Source organism: Bacillus multifaciens (assembly GCF_030756675.1).
In the GTDB taxonomy this organism is placed as follows: Bacteria; Bacillota; Bacilli; order Bacillales; family Bacillaceae_G; genus Bacillus_A; species Bacillus_A multifaciens.
The window spans coordinates 1-1,090 of the sequence record NZ_JAVBXD010000090.1 but is presented as its reverse complement, the minus strand read 5'-3'; the positions used below and the strand labels follow the sequence as shown (position 1 = coordinate 1,090).

Annotated in this window: 1 protein-coding gene; it reads right to left on the bottom strand. The window is 38.3% G+C overall.

Annotation, left to right across the window (positions count from 1 at the left end):
* Window positions 1-147 (bottom strand): flagellin N-terminal helical domain-containing protein (locus Q9306_RS24490; RefSeq protein ID WP_489670935.1); only part of this gene is annotated, 147 nt, incomplete at its 3' end.
* Between the last annotated feature and the right edge of the window lie 943 nt (window positions 148-1,090).

The following is a 1,090-nucleotide window of genomic DNA, read 5'->3' as shown; positions in this document are numbered from 1 at the left end:
AGCGATTGCTAAACCAGCTGCATCGTCAGCTGCACTGTTAATACGTTTACCGCTTGATAAACGGTTCATAGCAGTGTTCATTTTTTCTTGACTTTGACGCATGTACTCTTGCGTACGCATACTGTTGATGTTAGTATTAATTCTCATAATTAAGAACCCCCAAATTTTTTATATTTTTTTAATTGATTTTTTCATAAATCTTTTAATTAGGATATATGAATTAATCACAAACTTATTGTAATCTTTATTTTATAATACGTCAACACTTAATCTTGATAAATTAATATAAAAATATAAAAATGTAAATTAAAAAGTACGCGAGTTTTCTCGTTCATTATGAACAAGTTAAAAAAACGACATAAAAGCCCTTGTTTTTTAATAGACGAGAGCATCTGATCATGCATAGAAGCAGTCAGGGCCCTTTTCTGTCACGTGCAAGGTTTAAAATAAAAGGAGAAGCAAGTAGCGATCATGCTGTGTTCTGCTTAGTGGTGAAAGTCCAGTCTAGGTAAGAACGCCTAGTAGCTGACAGGCAACTTGTGGAGAAATCCTAAGGTTGAAGCCCTGTGACAAAGTAACTTCTAGTAGAAGTGCGAGCGAATCAGCAGACTGTAACATAAAGTAAATCTTGCCGCTTTGTCAAGCATGCCCTAGAAATAGGACAAAGGGAAGTCGAACCTGAAGAATATAGGCGAAGAGCATGGAAGATGTGAAGAAATTTGGAACGCAGCATCGAAGAATCCCTCGGGGTACGGAGGACGGTATGCTGAGAAAGCGGTGTTCAGAACTGGAGAGAGAAAACTTATTAGCATAAGCGAAGTGGTGGACTGCAAAGGGGGAGTCGGAGGAGGTAAGAGTGAGAACCAGCTAACTACATCAATGTAAAAGCTCGAGAACTTCGGCAAACATTATATCTTTGTGCCAAAGATATAATGCCAAAGAAAGAAGAACATCGGAAAGCCGTATGAGGGAGAACCTCACGTACGGTTTTCTATTCTACGCATAGCAGCGATGTATATGTCAAAAAATTAAAATGAGTGAAATACGAGGGAGGGGAAAGAAGGGTCTGATTTTTCTTGGGTTTAACGAT